The following is a 22,112-nucleotide window of genomic DNA, read 5'->3' on the forward strand; positions in this document are numbered from 1 at the left end:
TTCGCGCCCGTCGCTGCATTTCTCGGCGAAACCCGATTTCTATAATCCACGGATGCCCCACAAGCCGCTCTCCCGCAAAGAACTGATCCTGGATCGCGCCGAACAGCATTTTTCCGATCACGGTTTTCAAGGGGCCTCGCTATCGGCCATAGCGCGGGACTGCCAGGTCGGCAATCCCGGGCTGCTGCACCATTTCCCCAGCAAGCAAGCGCTGTACCGCGCCGTGCTCGAAACCCAGGCCAAGGAGCTGATGGAGCGCATGGAGCAAGGTGTTCGACCCGGCGACGACCTGCAGCAGCGCCTGCAGGCCTTTGTCATGCTGCAGCTCGACTGGATGCAGGCACGCCCTGCGGGCTTCAAACTCATCACCCGTGAACTGCTGGACAACTCCGAGCGCATAGAGCAAGCCCAGTTCCGGCCGCTGGAAGCATTTCTGCGCCAAAGCCTGACCCTGTTGGAAGAAGGCCAGGCCGCGCACCTGCTGCGCCAGGACCTGTCTGCCCTGGCCTTGCTGACCATTGTTTTGGGCAGTCTCAACTACGCGCAGATGGTGCGGCCCACCTTCAGCAAGGCCTTTGCCGATCCGGCCCTCAAGCTCGACAGCCAGTGGCTGCAAGGCATGGCCGGCGACCTGCTGCGCCTCATCAGCTGCGCGCCTCTCGCGCCTTGCCCTGCAACCAGAGACTGAAGGCGCGCAGCGCCGGCGCAGCCTGGGCATCGGCGGCCAGCGCCGGGGTGATCAGATAGTAGGCCCGGTTGCCGCGCAGGGCTTGCGGGCAGGCAATGATGAGATCACCGCGCGCCAGCTCCTGCTCGATCAGCATGGGCGGTATCAGCGCCACACCCAGTCCCTGGGCTGCGGCCACGGCCAGCATGGAAAAAAGCTCCAGCCGCATGCCGTCCAGCGCCCGGGGTGCATCCACGCCCATGGCATCAAACCACTGGCGCCAGCCCTGGGGACGGGTGCTTTGCTGCAGCAGCGGCAGTTTGGCAATCACCTCCGGCCCCACCGGCAGCCAGGCGCGGCCCGGGTCGCGCTGCTGGGCAGTGGCCAGCAGCTGCGGGCTGCACACGGGAAGCACCTCTTCCCCCATCAGCCACTGCGCCTGCACGCCGGGCCAGCGGGACACCTGCTCGGGCGTGCCGGCAAAAAGCGCGGCATCGAAAACGGTATCGGCAAACAGAAACGGGCGGGTCTGCACATCGATGTGCACGGTGATGTCCGGGTGCTCCCTGGCCAGCTGCGGCAGGCGCGGCAGCAGCCAGCGCGTGGCAAACGTGGGCACGGCCGCCAGGTTGATGGGGCCGCCCTCGCCCTGGTGACTCATCAGATCCAGCGTGTCGCGCTCCAGCCCTTGCAGCCAGCGGCCTACCTGCCTGGCGTAATGGACGCCGGCCTCGGTCAGCAGCACGCCATGGCGCGTGCGCTTGAACAAGGCCACGCCCACGAATTCCTCCAGCGCAATGATCTGACGGGACACCGCGCTTTGCGTCAACGACAGCTCCTGCGCCGCCTTGGTATAGCTGACATGGCGGGCGGCCGATTCAAAACAGGCCAGGGCCTGGGTGGAGGGAAGCACTCTTCGCATATCTCTTATGCCTACAACGCATCAATAAATGCAAAAATAACGGGAAAACCCTTGTTTCATGTTTTATACATGCAATTAAATCATTAATAGATGATTAATCATCGTTTGCCTGCTCCTATTTCTGAAACCTAAGATGCGCTCAAGCAGTCAGGCATGGGCCTGCAACTCAACACTTTGCATTCAGGAGATGAACATGGCACACGGCTACCAATGGGACGATTGCTTCCAACTCGACCAGCAGCTGACCGAAGACGAGCGCATGATCCGCGATGCAGCACGCGATTACTGCCAGGACAAGCTCAAGCCCCGCGTGCAGTCCATGTTCCGTAACGAGTCAGTGGATCTGTCCATCTTCCGCGAGATGGGCGAACTGGGCCTGCTGGGCCCCACCATCCCTACCCAGTACGGCGGCGCCGGCCTGAACTATGTGAGCTACGGCCTGGTGGCGCGCGAAATCGAGCGCGTGGATTCCGGCTACCGCTCCATGGCCTCCGTGCAATCTTCGCTGGTGATGGTGCCCATCAATGAATTCGGCACCGAAGAGCAGAAGATGAAGTACCTGCCCAAGCTGGCCTCGGGCGAGTTCATCGGCTGCTTCGGCCTGACCGAACCCGACCACGGTTCCGACCCCGGCTCCATGGCCACCCGCGCCTACAAGGTGGACGGTGGCTACCGCCTCAAGGGCAACAAGATGTGGATCACCAACAGCCCCGTGGCGGATGTGTTCGTGGTCTGGGCCAAGGAAGTGGCCGAAGACGGTACCGTGGGCCAGATCCGCGGCTTCATTCTGGACAAGGGCATGAAGGGCCTGTCGGCTCCCGCCATTCACGGCAAGGTGGGCCTGCGCGCCTCCATCACCGGCGAGATCGTGATGGAAGACGTGTTCTGCCCTGAAGACAACGCTTTCCCCGATGTGCGCGGCTTGAAGGGCCCGTTCACCTGCCTGAACAGCGCCCGCTACGGCATTGCCTGGGGCGCGCTGGGTGCAGCCGAAGACTGCTGGCACACCGCCCGCCAGTACACGCTGGACCGCAAGCAGTTCGGCCGCCCTCTGGCCGCCAACCAGCTGATCCAGAAGAAGCTGGCCGACATGCAGACCGAAATCACCCTGGGCCTGCAAGCCGTGCTGCGCGTGGGCCGCATGAAGGACGAGCACCAGAACGTGATCGAGATCACCTCCCTGGTCAAGCGCAACAACTGCGGCAAGTCGCTGGACATTGCCCGCATGGCACGCGACATGCTGGGCGGCAACGGCATCAGCGACGAGTTCGGCGTGGCCCGCCATCTGGTGAACCTGGAAGTGGTCAACACCTACGAAGGTACGCACGATGTGCACGCCCTGATCCTGGGCCGCGCCCAGACCGGCATCGCAGCGTTCTCGAACTAAAGCACCCCCTGAGCCGCTGCGCGGCTTCCCCCTCTCTCGCTTCGCGGGAGGGGGACGGCAACTTCGCTGCGGGGCGGCCCTTGCTTGTTGCCCTGCTTGTCTAGAGCGATGGCAAAGATCGCTATTTATTAATGAGCTGGTACCGCTTGATTAGTCTGGGTTCTAAATAGTTTTCAGTACAGAACCCAGACCAATAAAGCGCAAGCAGCTATTCATTTCATTGTTTCGCTTGACCGGACTCTCCGACATGAACGCATCCACCTCCACTCCCATCGGCGCACTGACAGGCATCAAGGTGCTGGATCTGTCGCGCGTGCTGGCAGGTCCCTGGGCCACACAGATGCTGGCAGACCTGGGGGCCGATGTGATCAAGGTCGAGCGCCCGGTGGCGGGCGACGACACGCGCCACTGGGGTCCCCCCTTCCTCAGAGACGAGGCGGGCAACGACACGCGCGAAGCCAGCTACTTCACGGCCTGCAACCGCAACAAGCGTTCGATCACCGTGGACATGGCCCACCCCGAAGGCCGAGCCCTGCTGCTGCGCATGGCGCAAGAGGCCGATGTCGTGGTGGAAAACTTCAAGACGGGTGGCCTCAAGCAATATGGGCTGGATTACGAAAGCCTCAAGGCGCTGAACCCACGCCTGGTTTACTGCTCCATCACCGGCTTCGGTCAGAACGGCCCTTATGCCGAGCGCGCCGGCTACGACCTGATGGTGCAAGCCATGTGCGGGCTGATGAGCGTCACCGGCCATGCCGATGGCGAGCCCGGCGGCGGCCCGCTCAGGGTAGGTGTGGCGGTGATCGATGTGTTCACGGGCCTGTATGCCAGCAATGCCATCCTGGCGGCACTCAACGCCCGCCACCACAGCGGCCAGGGCCAGTACATCGATATGGCGTTGCTGGATGTGAGCATGGCCGTGCTGGCCAATCAGGCCTCCGGTTTTCTAGCCACCGACAAGACACCGGGACGGGCCGGCAACATTCACCCCAGCCTCGCGCCCTATCAGGACTTTGTGACACAGGACGGCAATGTGATGCTGGCCATTGGCAATGACGGCCAGTTTGCCCGCTTTTGCGCCGCCATCGGCCATCAGGACTGGGCGCTGGATACGCGCTTTGCCACCAATACCGCCCGCGTTCACCACCGCGCCGAGCTGCTGGAGCGCATGCAGCCGGTGATGCTGACCCGCAGCACGACCGCATGGATTGCGCTGCTGGAAGACAAGGCCGTGCCCTGCGGCCCCATCAACACGATTGCCGAAGCCTTTGAAGACCCCCAGGTCAAGGCCCGCGGCATTCTCAAAAGCCTTCCGCGCAGCGCCGGGGACGGTATCGCCAGTATCGCCACGGTGGCCAACCCCATGCGCCTGTCCGGCACTCCCGTCACTTATCGTAGCGCCCCACCCGCTCTGGGCCAGCATACCGATGAGATACTGCGCGAGTTTGGCCTGGGCACCGACGCGATTGCACAGCTTCATCAACAGGGAGTCGTCTGAAAGACGTCCCCTGAACAACAGAGGGCATAAGCCCCATTCATCACATGCAGCCTCCACGAGGGGCTGGCATGTCACACGCCAACCAAGGAGACACACTATGTTCAAGTTCACAGCCACCGTGCTGGCCGCACTGGCTATTTGCGGCACGGCACAAGCCCAGAACCACTACCCCAACAAACCGATTCGCCTGCTGGTGCCTTTTGCCGCTGGCGGCACCACCGATCTGATTGCCCGCGTGATTGCCGAGCCGCTGAGCCGCGAGCTGGGCCAGTCCGTGGTGGTGGAAAACAAGGGCGGCGGCGGCGGCAGCATTGGCGCTGCTGAAACTGCACGCGCCAAGCCCGATGGCTACAACCTGGGCATTGCCACGGTTTCCACAACGGCCACCAACCCAGCCATCAACCCCAAGATCCCGTACAACGTGGCCACCGACTTCACGCCCATCGTGAACATCGCCGCCACGCCCAACATCATTGCGGCCAACCCCAAGTTTGCCGGCAAGGATTACAAGAGCTTCCTGGCCGAGATCAAGAGCAATCCCGGCAAGTACTCCTACGCCTCGCCAGGCCAGGGCTCCATCACTCATCTGATGATGGAAATGTTCAAGCTCGAGACCAAGACCGAGATGACCCACGTGCCTTATCGTGGATCGGGCCCGGCGCTCAATGACGCGGTTGCCGGTCAGGTGCCGCTGATTTTTGACAACTTCCCTTCCACCCTGCCCTTCGTCAAGGAAAAGCGCCTGACAGCCCTCGTCGTCGCAGCGCCCCAGCGTCTGGCCGTGCTGCCTGATGTGCCCACCTTCAAGGAAATGGGCTTGCCGCAAGTGAACCGCATGGCCTACTACGGCATCGTCGGCCCCAAGAATCTGCCCAAGGAAGTGGTGGACAAGATCAACGCAGCCGTGCGCAAGGCCGTGCAAGACCCTGCGGTGAAAAAGCGCATCGAGGAAAGCGGCTCCATCATCATGGCCGATACCCCCGAAGCCTTTGCCAAGCAGATGGCCGAAGAGCTGGCGGTCTACAAGAACGTGGTGCAAAAGCAGAACCTGAAGATGGACGAGTAAGCTCCGTCGCAGGCATGAAAAACCTCGCCGATGTCGCCCACACGGCGAGGTTTTGCGAAAAAAGAGCCACAGATCTGTGGCTCTTTTTTTATGCGCTCAAGCACGGGCTGCCCCCGGCCTTAACCCGCCATGGCCCGAATGCGCGCCTCACGCTGGGCCGGCGTTTCATTGAGCAATTCCCTGATCACTTCTTCACGCGTTTTGCCTGGACCTTGGGTTGCAGGCGGAGACCAGGGGTAGTTGCTTTCGCCGTAGGAGAGGCGGCCTTCGCGCATGGCGGCCTCAGTTTCCGCCTTGACCTGGGCACGGGTCTTCTGACTGATGAAGTGCTCGGGGTGAACGACCACCCCTTGTTCCGTGGTGGTCGCGTGCTCATAGGCCGCAGAAGCCATGCCAGGCAGGCCCAGAGCCACCACAGCGGCAGCGTTTGCAAGCAGCAAAGAGATGGACAGATGACGTTGAGACATGGTTCAGCTCCTGATAGAAGTGGGTGAAACCTACATCTCCCATGCTTGGTTCAGATGATGAGGAGATGGCTTCATCGTAGAAAACCATAGCCAACAGAATCAGGACGGCACGGTGATATTCCTGTCAGCTTGCGTCGCCTTGACAAGCCATGGCCGCAGCGATGAAAAGCGGTGAAACCGCGCATGCGGATCTCGCTCTTGCAAGCAATAAACGCTGCCAACCCTGGCTCACAGGATTGGCAGCGCATGGCGGAAATCACATCGACCGTGCCGGCGACGTTTTACTTGCGACTGACTTGGATGCTGCCTTTCATGCCCGCTTCGTAGTGACCGGGAACAAGGCAGGCAAAATTCACAACGCCTTCCTTGCTGAACTGCCAGACGATTTCGCCCTGCTTGCCGGGCTGCAAGCTGAGCTTGCCTGGCTCCTCATGCACCATGCCGGGAGACATCACCATCTGGGCCTTATGCTGCTGCAGCGCCTTGTCTACACCCAGCACCAGCTCGTGCGGGACCTGGCCGGCGTTCTTGATGACGAAGCGCACGGTCTCACCGCGCTTGACTTCTATGTACGCAGGCGTGAAGCGCATGTTGTCCGTCATCTCGATGTTGATGCTGCGCCTGGCCTGGGCCGCAACGCCGGGCTGGCCGATGGCTGCCTCAACGCCAGCCTCATGCCCGTCCGCATGGTCGCCATGCGCCAGCGCGGCACCGGATGCGATGAGGGCCGCAGAAACGAGAAAACCTTGAATCGTGAATTGCGCGAACTTCATAAATGCTCTCCTTGAAAAGACCTGCTGTTTGATCTCGTGATGAGCCCATTTTTGAGTTCACGTCCTTTCATCCGGATGTCCTGAAAATTACATTCCTCTTATCTACACGCCGCAGCTGCGCATCTTTGGCACACTCAGATCCAGACATCGAATGGAGGGCGCATGAAAATACTGATCATTGAAGATGAAGCGAAGACAGGCGAGTACCTGAAGCAAGGACTGAGCGAGGCGGGCTACATCTGTGACCTTGTGCCCAACGGCACAGACGGCTTGCACATGGCTTCACATGGTCAGTACGACCTGTTGATCCTCGATGTGATGCTGCCTGGCCTCAACGGCTGGCAGATTCTGCAGTCGCTGCGCAAGCAAGGACTTGAAATGCCTGTGCTGTTCCTCAGCGCGCGCGACCAGGTGGAGGATCGGGTCAAAGGGCTGGAGCTGGGGGCCGATGACTATCTGGTCAAACCCTTCTCCTTTGCCGAGCTGTTGGCCAGGGTGCGCATCATTTTGAAAAGAGGTCAGCCCGGCAGCGAAAGCACCGTGCTGAAAGTTGCCGATCTGGAACTGGATCTGTTGCGGCGCCGAGTCTCTCGCAAGGGCAAGCGTGTCGATCTGACCGCCAAGGAGTTTGGCCTGCTGGAACTGCTGATGCGCCGCCACGGCGAGGTGCTGCCGCGCTCCCTGATTGCATCCCAGGTGTGGGACATGAATTTCGACAGCGACACCAATGTGATTGAAGTCGCAATGCGCCGCTTGCGAGCCAAGATCGATGATGACCAGCCCGTCAAGCTGATTCAAACCGTACGCGGCATGGGCTATGTGCTGGATCTGCCGGAGGAAGAGTAAGTGCACTCACCGTCATCCATAGGCAAGCTTTCTCTGACTCGGCGTTTGACCCTTTTCTTTACCTTGGCGGCAACTGCGGCAGTGCTCGGCCTGGGAGGGCTGTTTCTTGTCGAGATCAAGCGGCATTTTGTCGAGCTGGATCGCATGGCCTTGCAGGACAAGCAAAAGCTGATACAGAGAATTCTGAGCAATGCCACTTCGACAAAAGATGCACGCGAACGTCTGAGCGACGCCTTGGGCGATCACCATGATCTGCATGTGCTGGTGAAGAACGCACACGGCGAGACGGTCTTTCAGTCCTTCGCTTCCGATCAGCAGCCACCGCGCTCGGAGCCGCAACACAACGCCGGCCATGATTCCTTGGGAGTAGGCCTGCAGGACAACGCCAGCTTTCAGACACTGAGCTTTGAAACCTCTACCGCCTACAGTCCATCGGCACTGCAGGTCATGGTCGCCGCGGATGTCAAACACCACGTCCAATTCCTGGATGGTCTTCGCAACAGCTTGCTGGCCTATGCGGCTGCGGCCGTCATCGTCTGCGCACTGCTATCGTGGTTTGCCGCCCGCCAGGGACTGGCTCCGCTGCGGGAGATGAAATCACGCGCGGCAGCGGTCACCGGTCAACAGCTAACGGAGCGCATGCCGGTAGAGGCCATGCCCGTAGAAATGCACGATCTGGCGCAGGAGCTCAATCGCATGCTGGATAGATTGCAGAACGATTTCCAGCGCCTGACGGATTTTTCATCCGACCTGGCGCATGAGTTGCGCACGCCGATCAGCAATCTGTTGACGCAGACGCAAGTGGCACTGAGCAGCAAACGCGATGCCTCGACCTACAGAGACATTCTGGCCTCCAATGCCGAAGAGTTTCAGCGCCTGGCGCGCATGGTGTCCGATATGCTGTTTCTGGCCAAAACCGAGCATGGAGTGAGCCTGCCGCACAAGGAACAGTTCTCCGTGCGCCAGGAGGCTTTGGCATTGCTGGAGTTTTATGAGGCCGTGGCCGAAGAAAAAAGTATTCAGCTCGGCCTGGAAGGCGATAGCAGCATTGCCGGTGACCGCCTGATGTTTCGCCGTGCGGTGAGCAATCTCTTGTCCAACGCCTTGCGCTACACACCCGATGCGGGCCGGGTCACGGTCAGCATCTCCAAGGTTGCTTCCTCCATTCAGGTTTCGGTGGAAAACACGGGCCAGGACATTGACCCCCAGGCTCTGCCCCGCTTGTTCGACCGCTTCTACAGAGCCGACCCCTCCAGAGCGCACCCTGCCGCCGAAGGCAGCGGCTTGGGCCTGGCCATTACCCGTGCCATCGTCGAAGCCCACGGAGGCCGGATCAGCGCCACCTCCGCCAATGGACGAACGCGCTTTGCCATGAGCTTTCCTCTTGGCGACGCAAAGTCTTGAGCAGCTCTTCAAGACCTCGTCAATATTTCACATCAAGACCCACATCAAGCTCTTGATCTGAAAGCCAGCCAGCAAGAGCAGGGGCTCCCTGCTCTTGCCCTCGCCTCTCAAGAACGGCACTGCAGTCTGTCCTTGGGCTCTGGCAGACCGCGGCAACAGCCTATCCAGTCATGCCGAGTCTGCTATCAAGCTGAAGATAAATGACAGCAATATCATCGTGCTGTCCCGATTCTGTTGGGTGCGGTTTTCTACGATGAAGCCATCTCCTCATCACCTTGCCAAAGCATGGGCGATGCAGGTTTCATCCACTTCCATCAGGAGCTGCACCATGTCCCAACGTCATCTGTCCATCTCTTTGCTGCTTGCCAACGCTGCCGCCGTGGTGGCTCTGAGTCTGCCCGGCATGGCATCTGCCGCCTATGAGCACCCGGCCAACAATGAAAAAGGAGTGATCGTCCATCCCGGACACTTCGTCAGCCAGAAGACACGCGCCCAAGTCAGGGCGGAAACTGAAGCCGCCATGCGCGAAGGCCGTTTGTCATACGGCGAAAGCAACTACCCCCTGACTTCTCGCACGCCCCAGGGAGCCGGCAAAACGCGTGAAGAAGTGATCAGGGAATTGCTCAATGAAACGCCGGCACAGCGCGACGCACGTAATCGGGCGATGGGAGGATAAAACCAGGGCTGCACCCTAGGTGCAGTCCGGTTTTACTCCTTGTTTGAGTGCGCAAAAAAAGAGCCACAGATCTGTGGCTCTTTTTTCTAGCGACGCCATGCAACACTGGCTCGCTGCGAGCCTGGAATTTTTAAGAATGCATCAAGTGCGCAGAGCCAGTGCCTGTACTCAGAAGCGGTGCCGCACACCCGCCAGCAGGCTGGTGCCAGAGGAGTTGGGAATGGCCATGCTCACACGGTCGTACATGACTACGGCATAGACATCGGTGCGCTTGGACAGGAAGTGGTCGTAGCCCAGGCTGACGGTGGTGCGTGTGCCGCTGGCATTGCCCTGCTCTGCCTTGGTTCTTGCAGCCGCTGCCTTGAAGGTACCGGGCGTGCCGCGTACCGGCACATCCAGGCCCAGAGAATAGGTGCTGTTCTTGCGATCCTGATCCTTGACCTTGGCCTGACCGTAAGTGGCATAGAGCTTGGCCACGCTGAAGTCATAGCTGCCGCCTACCATCCAGTCGGACTTGGTCGGCATCACGGCCAAAGAAACCGGGTTGCTGATCTGAGCACGTTCGTAGAAAGCCACCAGACTCAGCGGACCGCCAAAATACAGAGCGTTCAAACCCACGTTTTTCTTGCTCTTGTCGCCCTGGCTGCTTTTCTCACCAAACTGATAGTGCAGATTGGCCTTGAGCCCGCCAAAGCTGGGCGTGGTGTAAACGATTTGATTGCTCCAGCCCGTATCAGATGACGTGGTCAGATTGCCAGCACCCCAGGCCGCTGTCGTCATATTGGCATGCAACACCAGGGGCGAGACGGTGAACGAGTCACCAAAGGGGTTGGTCAAAATCGTGGGCAAGAAGTTGGGCGCCTTGTCACGGCCCAGACCCACACGGCCAAAACTGCCGCTCAGGCCTACATTGGCATCGCGCGCAAAAAAGGGGTCGGCATCGAAGCGGCCCATAGAGCCCGTATCCACACGCATAAAGGCCGTGAGATTGAAGTCGGCCTTCAGCCCCCCGCCCAGGTCTTCCGTGCCTTTCATACCCCACCAGGAGGTGGTCAGCCCGCCCGAGCCTACCGAAGCCACACGCTCCTGGCCTGCCAGCTTCATGGAGCCCGCATAGGCATCGACCATACCGGTCAGTTGCACCTGGCTTTGCGCCTGGGCCTGCAAGCCCAGGCAGGACAGTGCGGCTGCGCACAGGCTCATCGAAACAGCTTTCATGGGTAGTTTCCTCTCTTTGAAGTCATTGACCTACAGACCCATGCAAAAGCCGCGCCAACTTTCGTCACACCAAATTCAAGCCCCTAAGTCCTTGCCCGCCAGGCGGTCCGGTAAGGACTTGTGCAGCAGCGCGTAACACGACTGTTTCTGCAATGTAAATACATCGTAAAGTGAGAATTGTTTTCATTTATACTTCGCGCGCTTTTCGCACTTTCAGATGGTGGTAGCCAATTGAAGCCGGTGGATTTCGCCCATGCCAATACCAGCCAAGCCAGCACAAAAAATCCATACAACGCGAGGTAATCATGGTATTGAGGTATTCGCCTCTGGCTGCCGCATTGGGGCTGGCATTTTCTGGCGCCGTCATGGCACAACAGGCCGCCGAGGCCACTCTGGGCGAGGTTCAGGTGCAAAGCGGGCGCGAGCTGGCACCCAGCTACAACCCGCCCACGGCGACCAGCGCCACCAAGATGGAAGCGCCTCTGCGCGACATTCCCCAGACCGTGAACGTCATTCCGCAAAGCCTGCTGCGCGACCAGGCCGTGCAGTCCATGCAGGACGCGCTCAAGCTGGTGCCCGGCGTGGGTCTGTCACACGGTGACGGCCAGCGCGACCAGATCACCATTCGCGGCTTCACGGCGATTGCCGATCAGTTTGTGGACGGCCTGCGTGACGACGCCCTGTACTTTCGCGACCTCTCCAATATCGAGCAGATCGAAGTGCTCAAAGGCCCGGCATCGGTGCTGTATGGCCGAGGCTCTTCGGGAGGCTTGATCAACCGCATCACCAAAAAGCCCGGCGTCAATCTGAGCGAAGTGGGCCTGACCGTGGGCAGCTGGAATCAGCGTCGCGGCGAATTCGACTTGGCGCGCGCGCCGGAAGACAGCCGCTTTGCCTTGCGCGTCACGGGCGCTTTGGAGAAGGCGGACAGCTACCGCGACCCACAGTTTCTGGACCGCGAAGCCTTGTCGGCATCCATGCTGTTCAAGGCCTCGGCCAGCACCAATGTGCTGCTGCAGGTGGATCATCTGAAAGACAGCCGCATCACCGACTTCGGCATCCCCGCCCTCAACGGCCGCCCCATCAATGTGCGCCCCGGTGCCTACTATGGTGCAGCCAATGCCCGCGATGCAGACGTGAGCACCGCCAAGGTGGACTCGCTCAGCCTCACGCTCAATCACCGCTTCAGCGACAGCTTGTCGCTGCGCAATGCCTTCCGCACCTACGACTACTCGCTGGTGCGCCGCAACACCCTGGTGGGATCGGTCAATGAAAAAGCCCTGACCGCCTCGCTGACCCGCGGCAATGTCAACCGCGACGAGGATGGCTTCTTCAACCAGACCGAGCTGACGCACAAGACTACGCTGGCCGGCATGGAGCACCAGTTCCTGTACGGCGTGGAAATGGGTCGCCAGGACAAGAGCCAGCGCGTGCTGTCCCAGTCCGCAGGCACGATTTCGCTGTTCAACCCGGTGCTGCCGGTGGTTCCCATGGACATTACGGGCGCTCCCAGCAACGACAACCTGGGCAAGTTCAATGTGGCCAGCGCCTATGTTCAGGACCTGCTCATTCTGTCCAAAAACTGGAAGGCCCTGGCCGGCATTCGCTACGACCGCTTCGAGCAGGCCACGCGCGAGCGCATTGCCGGGCGCCCCAACCTGAGCCGTACCGATACGGCCTGGAGCCCGCGCGTGGGCCTGGTCTATCAGCCCAGCGCCAACTGGTCTTACTACGCATCGTGGAGCAAGTCTTTCCAGCCCTCAGGCGAAGCCTTCTCGCTGGCGGCCAACAACGTCGACATCGCTCCGGAAAAAACCACCAGCGCAGAAATCGGCGCCAAGTGGGAGCTGATGGACGGCAAGGCATCGGCCACGGCCTCTCTGTTCCGGGTGGAGCGTACCAATATCAAGAGCCTGGACCCCGTCCTCAACAAGCTGGTGCCCCTGGGCGTGCAACGCACCAACGGCCTCGAACTAACCTTTAGCGGAGAAGTCGCTCCCAGCTGGCAAGTCTGGGCCGGCTATGCCTTCCTGGATAGCGAAATGACCAGCTCGCCCACCCCGGGCATCCAAGGCAAGCGCGCCACGCTCACCCCTCGCCATAGCGCCAATCTGTGGCTGACCAAGGCTTTGGGTAACGGCTTTGGCCTGGGCGGTGGCCTGAACTATGTGGGTGCACGCGATGCCGATCCGTTGAACACCGTGACCCTGCCCGGCTACACCACGGTGGACGCCATGGCCTACTACCGCCAAGGCGCCTGGGATCTGCAGCTCAAGCTCAACAATCTGCTGGACCGCCGCTACATCGTCTCCGGCCACGGCAGCTCGGCCAATCTGAATCTGCCCGGCGCCCCCCGCTCCGCGCAGCTGATTGCCCGCTACCGCTTCTAAGCCTCACATGCCCACAAGCACCTTCTCCCCGATTTCCAAGCCCGCCGCCGACAAACCCCGAAGTGGCGGCCACCTGTTTGTGCCCTCGCGCTGGCACCGTCCAGCCGTGCTCAAGTGGTTGCGGCGCACCCATGCCTGGTTGGGAATGTGGGGAGCGGTGCTGGGCCTGTTGTTTGGCGGCACGGGCTTGCTGCTCAACCATCGCGCCACCATGAAGATCCCGGGGCCGACCAATGCCAGCACCCAATGGCAGATGGCCCTGCCCCAGCCCCTGCCTGCCGATATCGATGCGCTGACCCGGCATTTGCAGCTGGAGCTGGGCATTGATCATGCGCCGCACAAGAAAATAGTGGACCCGGCCGGGCCTACGCCCTGGCCGGGAGCGATACAGCCCGAGCACTGGGGCATTGCCTTTGCCACGCCGCGCATTACCGTGAATGCCGACTACTGGGCGGGCAACCAATCGGTCACCATCAAGCGCATTGACCCCAACTGGCTGTCGCGCCTCAACCGTCTGCACATGGCAACCGGCGCCAGTGCCGCCTGGATTTTGCTCACCGACACCCTGGCAGGGGCACTCATCATGCTCTCCATTACCGGCCTGCTGCTGTGGACCAAGCTGCACGGGCCGCGCCTGCTGGCCCTGGGCCTGATGGGCACTTGCACCACCCTGCTGGTCACGCTGGCGCTGCTGGCCTAATGCTCCCGCTCAGTGCGAGCCGGGAGACAGCTTGAACTGCTCGGCCAGCTTCAGCATCATGAAGACGCAGCCCGCACCGCCCAGCGCAATCAGCACCCCGCCCACATAGCCGATCTGCCCCATGCCCCAGTGCAGGCTGACCTGGCTGCCCAGCAAGGCTCCGGCACCAATGCCGATGTTGAAAATGCCCGAGAACATGGACATGGCCACATCGGTGGCGTCCGGCGCCAGCCTGAGCACCTTGGACTGCATGGACAGCGCAAAGCAGATCATGGCCACGCCCCAGACGGCGCTGAGCAGATACAGACTCCAGACCTCGGCGCTGCTCGCCATCAGCAGCAGCAGGCTCAGCGCCAGCACCGCGATGGAAGCCAGCAAAAAGCCGCGCGGGAACTTCATGCCCATCCAGCTGAACAGCACGCTGCCCACAATGCCCATGCCGCCGTACAGCAGCAGCACGGCCGTGGTCACATCGCCCTCAAAACCGGCAATGTTCTGCACAAAAGGCTCGATATAGCTATAGCCCGTGAACTGCCCGGTAATCACCACCACCAGCAGCGCATAAATGCCCACCAGCGCCGGGCGCTTGAACAGCATGGGCACGCTGGCCAGAGAGCCTGCGTTCTCGCTGGGCAGTCCGGGCAGCAGCTTGCCCAGCACCAGCATCACCACGGCGGCCACGCCGCCTATGGCCAGGAATGTCATGCGCCAGCCCAGCAACTCGCCCACCACACGGCCCAACGGAATACCCAGCACCATGGCCATGGAGGTACCCGTGGCCAGCAGGCTCAGCGCCAGGGCTTTTTTGCCCGGCGGCGCCACACGCACGGCCAGCGATGCCGTGATGGACCAGAAAATGGCGTGCGACAGCGCAATGCCGATGCGACTGATGACCAGCGAGGTGAAACTCCAGGCCACGCCCGATACCAGGTGGCAGAGCACAAACACGCCAAACACCCACATCAGCAGCTTGCGCCGCTCCACCTTGCGCGTCATCAGCATGAAGGGCAGCGAGGCCAGGGCCACCACCCAGGCATAGATAGTGAGCATCAGCCCCACCTGCTCCACCGGCATGCCAAAGCTGGAGCCTATGCCGCTGAGCAGGCCCACGGGCACGAACTCGCTGGTGTTGAAAACAAAAGCGCCCAGCGCCAGCGCAATCACGCTGAGCCAGGCTTGCAGCGGCGTGCGATCGGCCGCTGATAAAGCAGGAGAAGAAGAGGAGTTGGACATGGTCTGGCAATCGGCCCAGCGCAGGCCGCCAAAGGCCTGCCGTCACAGGCAAGGCCGCTTATTGTGCGCGCCGGCGGCGGCCGCCGACGCCTCTCAAGCCCAAGCCCTTGCAGCACGGCAGGGTCTGCAGGGCCTTGAAGCCAAGCCTCAATACGCGACTGTAAAGCGCTCGCGCAGATGGGTGTTCCGGTCCAGCGCGTCAATCAGCGCCACGGCCAGATCGGCGGCCGAGATATCGCCTGGCGTGCCGTCGGCCTGCATCAGCGGCTCATCCTTGCCCGTGCGGTACTGGCCGGTACGGCCCTGGGCCTGCGCCGCAGAACTGCCGTGAAAGCCCACGGCCGGGCTCAGCAGCGTCCAGTCCAGTGCCGCTTCTTTTTGCAGCTCGGTAAACATATCGCGGGCAGCCGTGGCACCGGGCTTGATGGCGGCAGGAAACTCCGGCGAATCCACCAGCTGCTGACCGTTCACATACAGGCTGCCTGCGCCGCCCACCACGATGTAGCGCTTCACGCCGGCGGCTTTCACGCCCTGCACGATGGCGCGCGAGCCCTGCATGAAGTCGGCATAGATATTGGGATTGGTCCAGCCTGCGTTAAAGGCGCTGACCACGGCATCCACACCGGCCACGGCACGCTCGACCTCGTTGGCTTGGAGCACATCGGCCTTGATGATCTGCACATGCTCGCGCACTGGAAATTTCTCGGGGTGGCGCACCAGGGCCACCACCTCATGACCACGGTTGAGCAACTCCTGCAGCACGGCAGCGCCGACAAAACCCGTGGCACCAATCAAAGCGACTTTCATGAGATTCATCCTTGTGTTTCAACAGGGCTAAAGATTAAAAGTTTCAGGCCCGAATAAAAACCCCTTTGAGCCACGAAGACTTTGAAGCTGTACTTCACAATCAGTGCATGGAAGACTTCAAACGCATGGCGATCTTCGCCTCCGTGGTCGAACAAGGCTCCATGAGCGGCGCGGCGCGTCTGCTGGACATGACGCCCTCGGCCATCAGCCAGCACATACGCCAGCTTGAGCGCGAAGCCGGCATCACCTTGCTGCACCGCTCCACCCGGCAGCTGAGCCTGACCGATGCGGGTCAGCGCTTTTATACCCAGTGCGCCACCATGTGCGAGGCCGCCAACCGAGCCAGGGCCGAACTGGCCGCCGAGCGCCAGGAGCCCAGTGGCGAGCTGCGCATGTCCGCTCCGGCAGGCTTTACCCTGCACGCCGCGCCCGCCCTGGGCGCGTGGCTGGCCCGCCACCCGGCGCTGCGTCTGCGGCTGCTGATGGACGATGCACCCATAGACCTGATCCAGGCCCGGGTGGATCTGGCCCTGCGCTTTGGCACGTTGGCAGATTCAAGCTGGGTAGCCCGCCTGCTGGGCCGCAGCGCCACCGTGCTGTGCGCAGCACCGCAATGGATAGCCGCACAAAAACAGCTAGTGCAGCAACCCGCCGACCTGGCCCAGGCCCACTGGCTGGATTTGAGCCGCAGCGACAAGCCAGAGCTGGAGTTGCACTGGCACCACAGCGCCAGCGGCGAGCAAGCGCATTTTCAGGTCCTGCCGCAAATGGTGAGCAACCACCGCAGCGCCGTGCAGCAGTTTTGCGAAGCCGGCCTGGGCGTGGCCCTGCTTTCAGCCCATGACGTGACCGCCAGCCTGCGCGCGGGCCGCCTGGTGCGGCTGCTGCCGGACTGGGATATGGGCCAGCTGGATATCTGGGCCGTCACCCCGCAACGCGATGTGCAAAGCGCCAAGGTCAGACAGGCCATGGAGGTACTGCGCCAGTACTTTGCACAGCTGGACGGCATGCAGCAGACGCTATGAATAGCAAAGCAGCTTGCGCATCATTGGCAATGATTTCAGCTCTGTTTTGCTTTGATATTTAGATGACTGAAGCGCTAGTCACTCATATTTCAAGAGCATAAAAAAGGCCTGCCGCAGTGGCAGGCCTTGTCGTATCCGGGTGCCTGTACAGCACCCGGCGGCACTCAAGCGTTGATGTTCACTTCTGCTCGATAGGCGTCTTGGCGCCGTTCACATAGCGGCTCAGCGTGTAGCTGGGGTTCTTCATTTCGCCGTTCTTCTCGAAAGCGATCTTGGAAGTCACGCCCTGGAAGTCCGACTTTTGCAGGAAGGGGATATAGACCTTGGGGTCCCAGGAGTTGGCGCGCTTCATGGCATCGGCCAGCAGATGCGTCGCGTCATAGAAGTAAGGGCTGTAGACCTGGAACTGGCCGGGGTACTTGGCGTCATAGCGCTTCTTCCACTCCGTGCCGCCGGGCATCTTGCCTATCGAGGCACCGCCGTCGGCACAGACCACGTTTTCCAGCGGCTTGGCACCGGCCGCCACCTTGGCCAGCTCGGTCACGCAAATGCCGTCGCCGCCAAACATCTTGACGTCATTCATGCCCAGCTGAGCCATCTGGCGCAGCATGGGGCCGGCCTGGCCGTACATGCCGCCGTAGAAGATGGCATCGGGCTTCTTGGCCTTGATGGAGGTCAGGATGGCCATGAAGTCCGTGGCCTTGTCGTTGGTGAACTCGTTAGCAACGATCTTGATGCCCTGCTTTTCAGCATCCTTCTTGAACACATTGGCCAGACCCTGGCCGTAGGCCGTACGGTCGTCGATCACGGCCACATTCTTTAGCTTGAGATCCTTGGCCGCATAGGTAGCCAGCGCAGCGCCCAGGGCGTTGTCATTGGCGATGACGCGATACGTGGTATTCCAGCCGGGTTTGGTCAGATCGGGGTTGGTGGCGGCCCCCGTAATCATGGGAATGCCGCAGTCATTGAACACCTTGGACGAAGGAATGGCCACGCCCGAGTTCACAAAAGCCACGGCGCCTGCCACCTTGTCATCGCAGAGCTTTTGCGAAGCGGCCGTGCCTTGCTTGGGGTCGGCCACGTCGTCTTCGGCCACCAGAACGAATTTGATCTTCTTGCCGGCAATCACCATGCCCTTGGCATTGAGCTCCTCAATGGCCATGCGCACGCCGTTTTCATCGTCCTTGCCGAAATGGGCCTGAGGGCCGGACACAGGGCCGATGTGGCCGATCTTGATGACCTGCTCCTGGGCCATCACCGCTGTGCCCATGCCAGCGATCGCGGTCGCAATACACAGCTTGCCAAACTTATTCATTGTGCACTCCACTCGGTTGAGACAAGCTGCAACCTTATGCCTGCGCACCGCATATTGGCAATGGCGCAATCGCCAGGGGCTCAGGACTGCGACACCGGCACAACAATCAGCGTTTTCATGGATCGGCAGACGCTGAAAGCTGTGCTGCATTGGCCTGCTCTCAAACCCTGCGCCAGACCTGCCGCCACACCGGAGTCATGCGTGGCAGCAAGGCAGCGGCTTCAAGCGAAACGGATTCAGGCAGCCTTGGCCTGGCCCAGAGCCTCGACCTGGGCCAGTTGTTCCAGCGCGGCCAGGCAGGCGTGGGAGACTTCCACGCCTTTTTTCACAAAATGCTGGCGGAAGAACTCCACATGATCGCCGTGCTCATGAAAATCGCGCGGCGTGAGCACGGCCGAGAACACCGGCACTTCCGAATCCAGCTGCACCCGCATCAAGCCGTCAATCACCGCTGTGGTCACGAATTCATGGCGGTAGATGCCACCGTTGACGATGAGCGCACAGGCAATCACCGCATCAAAGCGGCCGCTTTGCACCAGCTTCTTGGCCAGGAGCGGAATTTCGAACGCGCCGGGCACGTTGAAATGCTGGATATTGGCGGCGGGCACGCCCTGCGCCTGCAACTCGGCATGTGCGGAGTCGCGGGCCTGATGCACCACATCGGTGTGCCAGCTGGCACTGATGACCGCAATACGGCTGCGGCTGGCCACGGCCTTCCAGGGAGTGCCCTGAGAAGTGGCGTGAGTTTCGAAATTCATTGAGATAGGGGTCTGATTCATGGTTTGCCTTCAATCGATATGGCCAATGAATCAGGGCGTGCGCAGACATCCCGCCATGCGGCAGCGCAAGCGATTGCGCACCCTGCATGAAAAGTGCTGCGCGGTCTCTTTCATCCGGACTATGACCGTCGGCTCTGGCATTTCACCAGATCTGCTGACCCTGCAGACCCTAACCGGGCCTGCAGGCGCTCGCGGGCTGCTGCAGTCGGGCTGCAGATACCGCCGGTGGGGAATTTCGCCCCGCCCTGAGAACGCTTTGCTCCGCAAAATCGGAGCAGGCTACCGAGATGCGGCCTGCAATTTGCGGAAAACGAAACCATTCTAGCCATGCTTTTGCACCGATTCGGCCATCAGGGTCACCCCGGCGTCAGCCGCCCGCATGCACTCGACGCAGCCTCCTGGCTTGCCAGAGCAGCCCAAGTCAACTGACGACCTGCTTCAAGCGTTAAACAACACATAAGCGGTCTGCTTTTGCCGGGCCGCAACCCCTAGAGACATGCACATGAACCAGGCCTTGATTTCCCGCGTGATCACCAGCCGAGCAGCCCGCCTTGCGGCAGCCGTCGGCCTGGTTGCTTTGACTGCAGCCTGCGCAGTGCCGTCTGGATACGATTCCGGCTACGGCGGAAGTTATGGCTCAGGCTATGGCGGTGGCTCAGGTTATAGCGGCAGCGTCTCCACCACCACGATTTACGGGGCACAGCCGGTCTACCCTGCCTATCCGGCCTATCGTGAGCGCCCCGACTGGAATGCCTTTGAGCGCGAGCGAGATCGCCGCCAATGGGAAATGGCCCGTGAACGTGAAATCAACCGGGAGCGACAGCAGCAATTTCGCGAACGCGAGCAATGGCAGCGCCAGCAGGAGCGCGACCGCGCCCAGCAACAACGCGATCAGCAGCAAATGCAGCGCGACCAGCAACGCATGCAGGAACAGCAGCGCCGTGACCGTGAGCGCCAGCAGCAGCAGCAGCAGCAAAGTCAACGCGGCCCGCAGTGGATGCAGCGCGATCAGGAGCGCCAGAATCGCCCGCAGCAGCAGGAGCCAGAGCGCCGACCAAGTGAACGCGAAAATCGCACACCGCACGCCTTCCCTCCGCGCGGGGACTGGCGCTAACAAGGTCTGCAAGATCTGACAACGAGACTCGAAACCACTCCTTGGAGCCATTCCGAACCCGCAGACTTGAAGCCGTTTTTATTTTTACGGCAAGCACACCATAATTTGCAGGCATTGAACCCGAGCTCAAAGGATTTGAGCCATGACAGTGCATTCCAAACTCCTACGGTTTGATATGGTGACCTCTCAAATTTCCTCTCGCCGTCCGGTCTTTGCATCAAAACTGGTTTGGGCGGCATGGGCTGCGGCGCTGTGCCTGGCTGCTCCCGTGCAAGCCCAGGTGATGCGCTGCACCGATGCCAAAACCGGTGAAGTCACCTATACCAATGGCAGCTGTCTGGCTGGCGAGGCCGCGCAACTGGTGCAGGCCCCACGCAGCCCAGAGGAGATTGCCAGAGAGCGTGCCGAAGCCGCCGCTGCCCGGGAACGCAGCAAGGCCGAGATAGCACGTGACGAAGCCCAGCGCCGCCAGCGCGAGGAGCAGGAACGCAAAGAGCGCGCTGCGCAAGAAAAAGCCCTGGCGCAAAGCGGCAACCTGGAAAACACCCCCGCCTGCAGACAGGCCAGGGAACGCTTGAACAGCATACTGGCCGAAGCCAATCCGGATCCGGCCACCTGGGGAGAGCGCAGCCAAGCTGCCCAGCAGCAGATGGAAATGAGCTGCCTGGGCGCAGCGGCCTATCAGCAGTTGCAGCAAACACGGGCGCTACAGCCCAATGCCATCAACCGCCCGCAGTTCGGTTACGGACGGCCCCATCTGCGTCCTCCATTACGACCAGTGCCGTCGCTCCCCCCCGCCAAAATCGTCAACTGCAATGTGTTCCGTTGCTATGACGACCGAGGCGGCGTGCACCCCATTCCCTGAGAGTCCGTTACTCCTTCAGCCCTTGGAGCACCGCGGGATAGCGCAGCGCCAGACGCAACTCGGTCTTGAGCCGCTGGTTGCGCATTCTGCGTGACTCGCTCATGAAGCTGAGCAGCGTGGCGGGAAGCGCTGTTGCGGCCTGCTCTCGCGCAATGCGTGGCGGGCGCGGCAAACCGTAGAGATCGGCCGCCAGATCGAAGTAATCTCCCATCTTGAGCTGCGTGTCGTCACTGACGTGATAGATGCGCTGGGCCTTGCCGCGCCACAAGGCCAGCACGCAGGCGCGGGCCAGATCGTCGGCATGGATATGGTTGGTATAGACATCGTCATCGGCTTGCAGCACCTGCGTGCCCCGCAACAATCGCGCGCGCGGTGTGCCGCCTTCCCGATCCGGCGCATAAATGCCGGGAATGCGCAAGATGCTGGCGCGCAGCCCTGAGCGGCCGGCGAAACGCACGGCCCGCTCCGCATTCACCCGGCGCAGCCCCCGCTCCGTGGCAGGTGCGACCGAGCGGGACTCGGCCACCCATTGCCCCTGGCAGTCCCCATAGACTCCCGAGGTCGAGCCATACACCAGGCTGAGAGGCTGGCTGCGCAAGCGCAGCACCTGCAGCAAGGCCATGGTGCGCGGATCCAGCGCCTGGCCCTGGGTGCTAGGCGGCGGCGCCAGATGCAGCACCCGCGTGGCAATACCGGCCAGGCGGCGCAGCGTGGCTGGCTGATCCAGATCGCCCAGCAAAGGGCGGATGCCCTTGGCGCGCAGCGCATCCTGACGACTGGCATCGCGTGTCAGCGCCAGCAGGGCCACGCCGCGGCCGCTGCGACCGGCCGGTTGCAGCACCCGTGCAGCGCGCTGCCCCACATCGCCACATCCGATGATGAGCACACGTTCACGACGAAAGCGCGCCGGCAGCGCGCCCAATGGGTTTTGATTTGAGGGCAAAATTGAGACCTGCTGCG

Annotated in this window: 21 protein-coding genes and 1 riboswitch; of the genes, 12 read left to right on the forward strand and 9 right to left on the reverse strand. The window is 61.4% G+C overall.

All coding sequences use genetic code 11. The features are described from left to right. Positions 1-52 precede the first annotated feature (52 nt). Positions 53-688: a TetR/AcrR family transcriptional regulator gene (locus tag EAO39_RS17815; RefSeq protein WP_162989606.1), complete on the forward strand. Its 636-nt coding sequence runs from the start codon at positions 53-55 to the stop codon at positions 686-688. Here the strand turns inward: EAO39_RS17815 and EAO39_RS17820 are convergent. Next, entirely contained in the window at positions 645-1,589 is a 945-nt protein-coding gene (locus EAO39_RS17820; protein WP_120970160.1) for a LysR family transcriptional regulator, read from the reverse strand. The two genes, EAO39_RS17815 and EAO39_RS17820, sit on opposite strands and share 44 nt — an antisense overlap. 193 nt (positions 1,590-1,782) lie before the next feature. Between EAO39_RS17820 and EAO39_RS17825 the strand changes: the two genes are divergently transcribed. The 3 genes from EAO39_RS17825 to EAO39_RS17835 all read left to right on the forward strand — a co-directional run bounded on the left by EAO39_RS17825 (position 1,783) and on the right by EAO39_RS17835 (position 5,540). Continuing rightward, positions 1,783-2,976 carry an acyl-CoA dehydrogenase gene (locus EAO39_RS17825; protein WP_120971235.1) on the forward strand — a complete coding sequence of 398 codons (1,194 nt, stop codon included), beginning with the start codon at positions 1,783-1,785 and terminating at the stop codon, positions 2,974-2,976. A gap of 247 nt (positions 2,977-3,223) precedes the next feature. After that, on the forward strand, positions 3,224-4,474 hold the full coding sequence (locus EAO39_RS17830) for a CaiB/BaiF CoA-transferase family protein (RefSeq protein ID WP_120970163.1): 1,251 nt from the start codon (positions 3,224-3,226) through the stop codon (positions 4,472-4,474). Positions 4,475-4,571: 97 nt separating this feature from the next. Further along, a complete protein-coding gene (locus tag EAO39_RS17835) occupies positions 4,572-5,540 on the forward strand; it encodes a tripartite tricarboxylate transporter substrate binding protein BugE (protein ID WP_120970166.1) in 969 nt (322 codons plus the stop codon). Positions 5,541-5,659: 119 nt separating this feature from the next. Here the strand turns inward: EAO39_RS17835 and EAO39_RS17840 are convergent, their stop codons facing one another. Both EAO39_RS17840 and EAO39_RS17845 read right to left on the reverse strand, forming a co-directional pair. Continuing rightward, on the reverse strand, positions 5,660-6,007 hold the full coding sequence (locus tag EAO39_RS17840) for a DUF4148 domain-containing protein (protein WP_120970169.1): 348 nt from the start codon (positions 6,005-6,007) through the stop codon (positions 5,660-5,662). Between the two features lie 281 nt (positions 6,008-6,288). Beyond that, positions 6,289-6,780 carry a cupredoxin family protein gene (locus tag EAO39_RS17845; protein ID WP_120970172.1) on the reverse strand — a complete coding sequence of 164 codons (492 nt, stop codon included), beginning with the start codon at positions 6,778-6,780 and terminating at the stop codon, positions 6,289-6,291. Between the two features lie 162 nt (positions 6,781-6,942). Between EAO39_RS17845 and EAO39_RS17850 the strand changes: the two genes are divergently transcribed. From EAO39_RS17850 to EAO39_RS17860, 3 genes are all read left to right on the forward strand, one after another. Next, positions 6,943-7,626 carry a heavy metal response regulator transcription factor gene (locus EAO39_RS17850; RefSeq protein WP_120970175.1) on the forward strand — a complete coding sequence of 228 codons (684 nt, stop codon included), beginning with the start codon at positions 6,943-6,945 and terminating at the stop codon, positions 7,624-7,626. Further along, a complete protein-coding gene (locus EAO39_RS17855) occupies positions 7,627-9,030 on the forward strand; it encodes a heavy metal sensor histidine kinase (protein WP_120970178.1) in 1,404 nt (467 codons plus the stop codon). A 328-nt stretch (positions 9,031-9,358) separates the two neighbouring features. Further along, positions 9,359-9,706 carry a DUF4148 domain-containing protein gene (locus EAO39_RS17860; RefSeq protein ID WP_120970181.1) on the forward strand — a complete coding sequence of 116 codons (348 nt, stop codon included), beginning with the start codon at positions 9,359-9,361 and terminating at the stop codon, positions 9,704-9,706. Positions 9,707-9,874: 168 nt separating this feature from the next. Here the strand turns inward: EAO39_RS17860 and EAO39_RS17865 are convergent, their stop codons facing one another. Next, positions 9,875-10,924 (reverse strand): porin, encoded by a 1,050-nt coding sequence (locus EAO39_RS17865; protein WP_120970184.1) that lies wholly within the window; start codon positions 10,922-10,924, stop codon positions 9,875-9,877. A gap of 305 nt (positions 10,925-11,229) precedes the next feature. Here EAO39_RS17865 and EAO39_RS17870 point away from each other — a divergent pair, with 305 nt between their 5' ends. Beyond that, positions 11,230-13,314 (forward strand): TonB-dependent siderophore receptor, encoded by a 2,085-nt coding sequence (locus EAO39_RS17870; RefSeq protein ID WP_120970187.1) that lies wholly within the window; start codon positions 11,230-11,232, stop codon positions 13,312-13,314. Between the two features lie 7 nt (positions 13,315-13,321). Continuing rightward, a complete protein-coding gene (locus EAO39_RS17875; protein ID WP_120970190.1) occupies positions 13,322-14,014 on the forward strand; it encodes a PepSY-associated TM helix domain-containing protein in 693 nt (230 codons plus the stop codon). A gap of 9 nt (positions 14,015-14,023) precedes the next feature. Here the strand turns inward: EAO39_RS17875 and EAO39_RS17880 are convergent, their stop codons facing one another. Together EAO39_RS17880 and EAO39_RS17885 are read right to left on the reverse strand one after the other, a co-directional pair. Further along, positions 14,024-15,247 (reverse strand): sugar transporter, encoded by a 1,224-nt coding sequence (locus EAO39_RS17880; RefSeq protein WP_120970193.1) that lies wholly within the window; start codon positions 15,245-15,247, stop codon positions 14,024-14,026. A gap of 147 nt (positions 15,248-15,394) precedes the next feature. Continuing rightward, positions 15,395-16,054: an NAD(P)H-binding protein gene (locus EAO39_RS17885; RefSeq protein ID WP_120971236.1), complete on the reverse strand. Its 660-nt coding sequence runs from the start codon at positions 16,052-16,054 to the stop codon at positions 15,395-15,397. A gap of 107 nt (positions 16,055-16,161) precedes the next feature. Here EAO39_RS17885 and EAO39_RS17890 point away from each other — a divergent pair, with 107 nt between their 5' ends. Then, a complete protein-coding gene (locus EAO39_RS17890) occupies positions 16,162-17,079 on the forward strand; it encodes a LysR family transcriptional regulator (protein ID WP_120970196.1) in 918 nt (305 codons plus the stop codon). A 178-nt stretch (positions 17,080-17,257) separates the two neighbouring features. Here EAO39_RS17890 and EAO39_RS17895 read toward each other — a convergent pair whose 3' ends face one another. Both EAO39_RS17895 and EAO39_RS17900 read right to left on the reverse strand, forming a co-directional pair. Then, positions 17,258-18,349, reverse strand: coding sequence for a branched-chain amino acid ABC transporter substrate-binding protein (locus EAO39_RS17895; protein ID WP_240467120.1), 1,092 nt, complete (start codon positions 18,347-18,349; stop codon positions 17,258-17,260). 281 nt (positions 18,350-18,630) lie between these two features. After that, positions 18,631-19,173, reverse strand: coding sequence for a 6,7-dimethyl-8-ribityllumazine synthase (locus tag EAO39_RS17900; RefSeq protein ID WP_120970202.1), 543 nt, complete (start codon positions 19,171-19,173; stop codon positions 18,631-18,633). Between the two features lie 98 nt (positions 19,174-19,271). Then, a riboswitch (FMN riboswitch) is annotated at positions 19,272-19,430 on the reverse strand. Positions 19,431-19,675: 245 nt separating this feature from the next. Between EAO39_RS17900 and EAO39_RS17905 the strand changes: the two genes are divergently transcribed. Next, on the forward strand, positions 19,676-20,287 hold the full coding sequence (locus EAO39_RS17905) for a hypothetical protein (RefSeq protein WP_240467046.1): 612 nt from the start codon (positions 19,676-19,678) through the stop codon (positions 20,285-20,287). A gap of 142 nt (positions 20,288-20,429) precedes the next feature. Further along, positions 20,430-21,152, forward strand: coding sequence for a DUF4124 domain-containing protein (locus EAO39_RS17910; RefSeq protein ID WP_240467047.1), 723 nt, complete (start codon positions 20,430-20,432; stop codon positions 21,150-21,152). A gap of 7 nt (positions 21,153-21,159) precedes the next feature. Here EAO39_RS17910 and EAO39_RS17915 read toward each other — a convergent pair whose 3' ends face one another. Then, positions 21,160-22,095 carry an SDR family oxidoreductase gene (locus EAO39_RS17915; RefSeq protein ID WP_162989607.1) on the reverse strand — a complete coding sequence of 312 codons (936 nt, stop codon included), beginning with the start codon at positions 22,093-22,095 and terminating at the stop codon, positions 21,160-21,162. Positions 22,096-22,112: the final 17 nt, after the last annotated feature.

Origin of the sequence: Comamonas sp. lk, from assembly GCF_900564145.1 — a bacterium.
GTDB lineage: Bacteria > Pseudomonadota > Gammaproteobacteria > Burkholderiales > Burkholderiaceae_C > Comamonas.

Coding starts and splice junctions, on each gene's coding strand:
- EAO39_RS17815 (WP_162989606.1), top strand. CDS start 53: ATGCCCCACAAGCCGCTCTCCCGCAAAGAACTGATCCTGGATCGCGCC.
- EAO39_RS17820 (WP_120970160.1), bottom strand. CDS start 1,589: ATGCGAAGAGTGCTTCCCTCCACCCAGGCCCTGGCCTGTTTTGAATCG.
- EAO39_RS17825 (WP_120971235.1), top strand. CDS start 1,783: ATGGCACACGGCTACCAATGGGACGATTGCTTCCAACTCGACCAGCAG.
- EAO39_RS17830 (WP_120970163.1), top strand. CDS start 3,224: ATGAACGCATCCACCTCCACTCCCATCGGCGCACTGACAGGCATCAAG.
- EAO39_RS17835 (WP_120970166.1), top strand. CDS start 4,572: ATGTTCAAGTTCACAGCCACCGTGCTGGCCGCACTGGCTATTTGCGGC.
- EAO39_RS17840 (WP_120970169.1), bottom strand. CDS start 6,007: ATGTCTCAACGTCATCTGTCCATCTCTTTGCTGCTTGCAAACGCTGCC.
- EAO39_RS17845 (WP_120970172.1), bottom strand. CDS start 6,780: ATGAAGTTCGCGCAATTCACGATTCAAGGTTTTCTCGTTTCTGCGGCC.
- EAO39_RS17850 (WP_120970175.1), top strand. CDS start 6,943: ATGAAAATACTGATCATTGAAGATGAAGCGAAGACAGGCGAGTACCTG.
- EAO39_RS17860 (WP_120970181.1), top strand. CDS start 9,359: ATGTCCCAACGTCATCTGTCCATCTCTTTGCTGCTTGCCAACGCTGCC.
- EAO39_RS17865 (WP_120970184.1), bottom strand. CDS start 10,924: ATGAAAGCTGTTTCGATGAGCCTGTGCGCAGCCGCACTGTCCTGCCTG.
- EAO39_RS17870 (WP_120970187.1), top strand. CDS start 11,230: ATGGTATTGAGGTATTCGCCTCTGGCTGCCGCATTGGGGCTGGCATTT.
- EAO39_RS17875 (WP_120970190.1), top strand. CDS start 13,322: ATGCCCACAAGCACCTTCTCCCCGATTTCCAAGCCCGCCGCCGACAAA.
- EAO39_RS17880 (WP_120970193.1), bottom strand. CDS start 15,247: ATGTCCAACTCCTCTTCTTCTCCTGCTTTATCAGCGGCCGATCGCACG.
- EAO39_RS17885 (WP_120971236.1), bottom strand. CDS start 16,054: ATGAAAGTCGCTTTGATTGGTGCCACGGGTTTTGTCGGCGCTGCCGTG.
- EAO39_RS17890 (WP_120970196.1), top strand. CDS start 16,162: ATGGAAGACTTCAAACGCATGGCGATCTTCGCCTCCGTGGTCGAACAA.
- EAO39_RS17895 (WP_240467120.1), bottom strand. CDS start 18,349: ATGGGCACAGCGGTGATGGCCCAGGAGCAGGTCATCAAGATCGGCCAC.
- EAO39_RS17900 (WP_120970202.1), bottom strand. CDS start 19,173: ATGAATCAGACCCCTATCTCAATGAATTTCGAAACTCACGCCACTTCT.
- EAO39_RS17905 (WP_240467046.1), top strand. CDS start 19,676: ATGAACCAGGCCTTGATTTCCCGCGTGATCACCAGCCGAGCAGCCCGC.
- EAO39_RS17910 (WP_240467047.1), top strand. CDS start 20,430: ATGACAGTGCATTCCAAACTCCTACGGTTTGATATGGTGACCTCTCAA.